Annotated in this window: 4 protein-coding genes; all 4 read left to right on the top strand. The window is 63.3% G+C overall.

The window, feature by feature from the left end; translation table 11 throughout:
• Positions 1-262: 262 nt before the first annotated feature.
• The 4 genes from QZY48_RS01040 to QZY48_RS01055 all read left to right on the top strand — a co-directional run bounded on the left by QZY48_RS01040 (position 263) and on the right by QZY48_RS01055 (position 6,634).
• Positions 263-3,103, top strand: a complete 2,841-nt coding sequence (locus tag QZY48_RS01040; protein WP_295426585.1) for an ankyrin repeat domain-containing protein — start codon at positions 263-265, stop codon at positions 3,101-3,103.
• A 69-nt stretch (positions 3,104-3,172) separates the two neighbouring features.
• A complete protein-coding gene (locus QZY48_RS01045; protein WP_295426586.1) occupies positions 3,173-3,769 on the top strand; it encodes an AAA family ATPase in 597 nt (198 codons plus the stop codon).
• A 24-nt stretch (positions 3,770-3,793) separates the two neighbouring features.
• Positions 3,794-4,972, top strand: coding sequence for an AAA family ATPase (locus QZY48_RS01050; RefSeq protein WP_295426587.1), 1,179 nt, complete (start codon positions 3,794-3,796; stop codon positions 4,970-4,972).
• 834 nt (positions 4,973-5,806) lie between these two features.
• Positions 5,807-6,634 (top strand): hypothetical protein, encoded by an 828-nt coding sequence (locus tag QZY48_RS01055; RefSeq protein ID WP_295426588.1) that lies wholly within the window; start codon positions 5,807-5,809, stop codon positions 6,632-6,634.
• The last annotated feature ends 113 nt before the right edge of the window (positions 6,635-6,747 follow it).

Genomic DNA, 6,747 nt, shown 5'->3' on the forward strand with positions numbered 1-6,747 from the left:
AGGGCGGGGAGCCAATCTACGTACAAGCTCGAGGCTTCAGGGTCCGACGGCTTCCCGGGCACGCTCCGCAACATCCGTGTATCCACCATCCCTGTCAATCCCTGGAACAGAGCATACAAGGGTCCGCTGTGCGGACCGCCGGACCGCCGGACCGCCGGAACTCCTGAAGCCGCACGGATGGGTTGGTATCATCCCGACCAACCAAGCCCCCGCGCGTCGCGTCCAGGGGCTTCAACCACGCCTTTCCGATCTGGGGAACCCCTTGAAGATCCTCGTCTACCGCGGTCTCGACACCGCCGCCATCCCCGGCTTCGAGAAGCTCGCGGCCTATCTGCGCGCCGACGATTTCCGTTCCGCCGAGGTCAAGAAGATCGGTGACAACCTCTACCGGGCGCGGCTGGACCGCAGCAACCGGCTGCTGTTCGCCCTGTACCGGCACGGCGCGGAGCACTACGTCCTGGCCCTGGAGTTCATCCACCGGCACGCCTATGAGCAGTCGCGTTTCCTCGCCCGCGGGGTGACGATCGACGAAGACCAGATCCCGGACGCCGCGGCCGCGGCGGCGCAGACGGCCCCGCAACTGCCCTATCTCAACCCGGCCCTGCACCGCTTCCACCTGCTCGACAAGGTGCTGTCCTTCGACGACGACCAGGAGGCGATCTACCGCCTGCCCCCGCCGCTCGTCATCATCGGCTCGGCCGGCAGCGGCAAGACGGCGCTGACCCTGGAGAAGCTGAAGGACGCCCGGGGCGACTGTCTCTATGTGACCCGCTCGCCCTTCCTGGCCCAGAACGCGCGCGACCTCTATTACGCCCAGGGCTATGAGAACGAGGACCAGGAGGTCGAGTTTCTGTCCTATCGGGAGTATCTGGAGAGCATCCAGGTGCCCCCGGGCCGCGAGATGACTCCGCGGGTGTTCGCCGGCTGGGCGGCGCGCCAGCGGTTGCCCAAGGAGTTGCAGGACAGTCACCGGCTCTTCGAGGAGGTCCAGGGGGCCATCACCGGCACCGCGCCGGAGCGTGCATATCTCGATCGGGAGACCTACCTGGCGCTCGGCGTGCGCCAGTCCATCTACCCACCCGAATTGCGCGGCGTGGTCTACGACCTCTTCGAGCGTTACCTGAAGTTCCTGGCCGAGGAGGGCTGGTTCGACAGCAATATCCTGAGCCACGCCTGGCTGACCCGGGTGGTACCGCGCTACGACTTCGTGGTGGTGGACGAGGTGCAGGATCTCACCAACGTGCAGTTGCTCCTGATCCTGAAGGCCCTGCGCGACCCCCGCGGCTTCCTGCTGTGCGGGGACTCCAATCAGATCGTCCACCCGAATTTTTTCTCCTGGTCCAAGGTCAAGACGCTCTTCTGGAACCAGCAGGGGGACCCGTGCCCCACCGAGCTGATCAGGATACTGAACACCAACTTTCGCAACTCCCCCCAGGTCACCGAGATCGCCAACCGGCTGCTGCACATCAAGCACGCCCGTTTCGGCTCGGTGGACCGGGAGAGCAACTATCTGGTCGTGAGCCGGGGCCCGGGCGCCGGCCGGGTCGGGCTCCTGGCGGACACGGACGCGGTGAAGCGGGACCTGGACCGGCGCACCGCGGCCTCCGCCCGCTTCGCCATCCTGGTCCTGCACGACGACCAGAAGGCCGAGGTACGCCGCTTCTTCCGCACTCCGCTCGTCTTCTCGATCCACGAGGCCAAGGGGCTGGAGTATGAGAACGTGCTCCTCTACGGCTTCGTGAGCGGGGAGGAAAAGCGCTTCCGCGACATCGCCGCGGACCTCACGGAGGCGGACCTCAAGGGGGAACTGCGCTACGCCCGCGGGCGCGACAAGAATGACAAGTCGCTGGAGATCTATAAGTTCTACATCAACGCGCTCTATGTGGCGGTAACGCGGGCGGTGCGTAACCTCTATCTGATCGAACCGCGCCCCACCCAGCCTCTGCTCGCGCTGCTGGGACTCACCGAGGTCCACCAGGGGGTGGCGGACGTGGAGGAGCAACGCTCCAGCCTGGATGAGTGGCGCCGCGAGGCCCATCGGCTGGAACTCCAGGGCAAGGACGAGCAGGCGGCCGAGATCCGCTCCCAGATCCTCAAAGAACAGCAGGTCCCCTGGGCCGTACTGCGCGGGGAGGCACTGGCCGCACTGCGCGACCAGGCTCTGGTCAAGGGCGACAAGAAGGCGCGCATCGGCCTTATGGAATACGCCCTGGTCTACCGCGACCAGCGCCTGCTCAATGCGCTCGATCGTGCCGGACTCCAGGCCGCCCGCCATCCGGACAAGGCCTGGCCGATCCTGGAGAAGAAGCACTACCTGCTCTACAGCCTCAAACACGCGGGCGGGGTCCTGCGCGAGGTCGACAAATACGGGGCGGACTTCCGCAACTGTTTCGGCCAGACACCGCTCATGATCGCCAGCCGCATGGGCCACGCCGACCTCATCACCGAATTGCTGGAGCGCGATGCCGACCTGGGTCTGGTCGACGGCAATGGCCAGAACGCCTTCCAGATCGCGCTCGATCGTGCCTGCGCGGACGAGCGCTTCGCCCGCACCCGGCTGCCGGCCGTCTTCGAGCGGCTGGCCCCGGCCGGTATCGACATCCAGGTCGACGGGCGCCTGGTCAAGCTCGACCGGCGGCACATGGAATACCTGATGCTCTGTGTCGCCCTGGTACTGTTCTACCAGCGGCTCGGGGAGAACTGGGCCACACGCCGCAACCTCCTGAACGCCGTCGATTTCGCCGCCGTGCTGGGGCAGTTCCCGGAGTCGGTGGTGCCGGCCCGGCGCAAGAAGCAGACCTATGTCTCATCCATCCTCTCCAAGAACGAGGTCAACCGTGAGGGCCCCTACAACCGCAAGCTCTTCCTGCGGATAAGCCGCGGCCAGTACCTCATCAACCCGCGCCTCGCGCTGCGGGTGGAGGGCGAGTGGCGCGGCATCTACGACCTGCTGGTGCCGGAGCGGCTGGGGGCCGCGCCGCAGGACGTGCTGGCCGGGATGGGCAGGCGCTGGGACCCCAATCCCCGGCGGGAACAGGCCATCGAGCAGTTGCGGGACATGATTGCGGGCCTCGGCCGGGGCGAGATCAAACCGGACCCTTGACTGCTGAGACGCGCCGTCAGACCGCCCGCCCCATCGCTGTGATCACCAGGCACGCTTACGGGATACGACATGCGACTGTTTCATTATCTTGAGATTCAAAACTTCAAACGCTTCGGCGACCGGCAGCGTATCGAACTCGATCATCCGGCCGTATTGATCGGACCGAACAATTGCGGCAAGACTACGGCAATCCAGGCCATTGCCCTGTGGTCCCAGGCGGTCAAGACCTGGTTCGACGCCAAGCAGACCTCGACCGCCGCGGAGCGCACCTCGACCTCCATCAATCGCCTGAACATCGTCTCAGTGCCGGTGCAGCGGACCCGTTATTTCTGGCACAACACCGCCGTGCGCACCGGCAATCGGGATATCCCCCTGCTGATCACCCTGGGTGTCCAACACGAGAACAGGGTCGAGCCCGTCACCATGACCTTTCGCAACCAAGGGGACGAGTTGGTCTATTGTAAGCCGGACGCGGCCACGGCACAGCGGATGGACCTGATGGGCGCCGCCGCCGGCCTCAACGTCGCGTTGCTCTATCCCATGTCCGGCCTGGAAACCGAGGAGCCGATCCTTCAGCCGGGGCGCATCGGCGTATTGTTGGGACAAGGGCAGACGGCCCAGGTGCTGCGCAACCTGTGCCTCATCGTGTTCAAAGACGCGCCGTAGGACTGGCGGCGGATCGCCGCGCTGATGAAGCGGCTCTTTGCGATCGACCTTGCTGAGCCGACAGAAACGGCACGGGGCAGTATCGATCTGTTCTACCGCCAGGCCAACGTCAAGGAGGACCTCGACGTCGCGCTGGCGGGTCGCGGATTCCAGCAACTGCTGTTGATCTTTGCCTACCTCTATTCCCACCGCCGCAGCGTGCTCCTGATCGACGAACCGGACGCACACCTGGAGATTCTGCGGCAGAAGCAGGTTTATGTGCTCCTGCGCGAGATCGCCGCGGAAAACCAGTCCCAAGTGGTGATGGTGACGCATTCGGAGGTGATTCTCGATGAGGCACTCGATCATAACCTGACCCTGCTGCTTGAGGGACGCGCGGACAACCTGGCGGCCAAGACAGACATTCGCAACGCACTCAAGCACTATGGGGCCGAGCACTATGTCCGGGCGCGCCAGCGAGGCTATGTGCTGTACGTCGAAGGGGGAACGGATCTGGACATGCTGCGGGCGCTGGCGCAACGACTGGGCCACCCGGTGACGCAGGTGTGGGATGAGCAGATCAATGCCTTCTACGTGGCGAACAATTATCCGGACCCCAGTCTCGATTCCGAACTGGAACGCGTGGAGGGGGGCTTCGGTGTGACACCGAAGGCCCATTTCTTTGCACTGCGCGAGATGATTCCGGGGCTCAAAGGGCTCGCCATTCTGGACAACGATGGCCGCAACCATGCGGACCTGGACGAGGGCGGCCTGAGGATCCTATACTGGCGGCGCTATGAGGCCGAGAACTATTTCATCACACCCAAGGTCCTGCGCGCCTATGTCGCCGAGCATTACGGCGACTTGCTGTTCGACGGCTTGCGGATCCAGACCGATGAGGTGCTGGACGCATTGATCCAGGAGCAGGTCTTCGGCGGCAGCAGCGCGGATTTCGCGACCTGGAAGGACGCCGCCCCGGACGCCGCGCGCCTCGTCTGGGAAGCGAAGACCGAGCGCCTGAAGCTCAGCAGCTTCGCCGAGGAATTCTTCCGCCGCCTGGCGCAGCGCTTGGGTCATGCCATGTTGCTGCGCAAAGGCGAGTTGCATCAGCTCGTGCGGTTCATCGATCCCGCGTCCATCCCCCCGGAGGTGGGCACCAAGCTCGACCTGTTGCAGGTGATCTTTGCAAGCGCAAGACCGGGCGAGGAAGCCGGCACCCAATGAACCTGGAAAGCACGGTTGTCACGCCAAGGGGTCAAGCTTCCCAAGGTTTTTCAGTAGGTGATCGGCGTTGGCTGATAGCGAAAGGTCGCTCGCACTTTAGACGTCATCGCTCGCCGTGTGGCGCGCCCGCCGCGCCCAACTTGCGGTCCTCCCTGGCCGCCCTGTGGTCCGGCTGCCGCGCCGCGCCGACCCGGCCACGGCCACCGGGACTCGATGGTACTTGTGTATAACGATGAGTGCTGGAGCGTAGGAACGAGAACAACGGGTCCTGACGCGGGGCTTGATCGTCGTTCCGGCCACCGGAACTCGGGGCGGCCTTGATCATCGTTCCGGCCGCCCCGGACCAAAGTCCAAGGCTTCAGCCTTGGACGTACAGCACCAAAGCTGAAGCCTTGGGCTCCAAAAGGTGGCCGCTGGCCGGAACGATGATCCAGGCCATGACGCGGGTCTCGTGCCTACGGTCCCCGCGACGCCGACGACTGCGCGTCCTCAAACTGACTTGCGTGACGCCGCTCGCCGTCTGATGGGCGGGCGGTGCTATGATTAGGACTCCTGTTGGCCAGTGTCATCGACACCTGTCGGCAGCGTCGGCACTCGCCCGGGGCTTACCTGCGTGCTGCCATCCCCAACCGGTGCGCAGGCCGGGCCTTGTCGGCGTTTCCGGTGCCGGGAATCTGAACAATTGCGAGGAATCATTTGATATCCAAGCACTGAGGACTACGTAAATTTCTGAAAATCGTAGTGATCTGGCGATAGTTTCAGTGCGGGAAAAGCAGATTAGGTAAATCCACGGTAACCACCTGCTGTTGGTGCGGTAACGCTAAAGGGGGCATTTTGACTATCTTCGTCGATATTTCACCATCGTGCGAGAAAGAGGCGCGTAAGTGTGCGCAGTTTGAGTCCATTGTTAGCATTGCTGAGAACATTGAAAGACAGCAGAGCATTGCCAATCTCGACAAGCATCTGCCATCGCCGATAGTGAAGAAGGTGGTGGGCAAGACCTTCCGCCTCTACGGGGTAGAAATCCTGCACCAGGAAACCGGACATCGCGTAATCCGGTTCTCGAAGTTCTTCGTCAAGGGGCGGAACGAGGATTTCCACAAGCGTCTCGATGAGGATGAGGCTTTCCGCGACGATTTTATCGAAGACGCCGGGCTCGACAATTCCGCGCTGGCGGCTTTCATCCAGAATCGCATCGACGCCGGTGTGAAAGGTCTTCAGCCGCTTGACGAACAGGCCGCTGGCTACCTCGACATCGCCTCCACCACGTTGTACCAGGGCGAGGCGAGCGTCTACGAGACCGGCGACTGGGTGGATCTGCTTAAATCGCAGCGGTTTACCGAATTTAGGTATCCGATTGCTACGATCTTGCAGGAATTGGTGATCAACGCAAAGAAGGATGACCGAACCGCCGCGACGCGCTACCCGGCGGACCGCAATGACCGCGGGGTGCTCTACCGCCAGTTCCAACACGGGCTTCTCCTGATAGCCCCGGTCGGGTTTCCGGAAGGACCGCGCGAGGACGAACTGCGTGGGCGCTACGCTGAAGTGTTCAGTGCCGATCAGGCGCTCGAAGAAGAAGAACTGCGCAGGTTCTCGCTGCGGACCTATCCCGAGTTCGTGCTTGTTGAAGACACCCTCTGGGTAGGATGTTCAATCTGACGCAAAAAAGGGCCGAAAAGCCCATGCAAGAAGCGTGTTGCCGAGAAGGCCCGGCTGTCGGTTCTGTGCTCGGGTGGGTACGATGACGGTGCGACACTAGCTCATGCCCAGCC

This window comes from uncultured Thiodictyon sp., from assembly GCF_903828115.1.
Lineage (GTDB): Bacteria > Pseudomonadota > Gammaproteobacteria > Chromatiales > Chromatiaceae > Thiodictyon.

Excerpts from the sequence above, each read along its gene's own strand:
- QZY48_RS01045 (WP_295426586.1), top strand. The coding sequence starts at position 3,173 with ATGCGACTGTTTCATTATCTTGAGATTCAAAACTTCAAACGCTTCGGC.
- QZY48_RS01050 (WP_295426587.1), top strand. The coding sequence starts at position 3,794 with ATGAAGCGGCTCTTTGCGATCGACCTTGCTGAGCCGACAGAAACGGCA.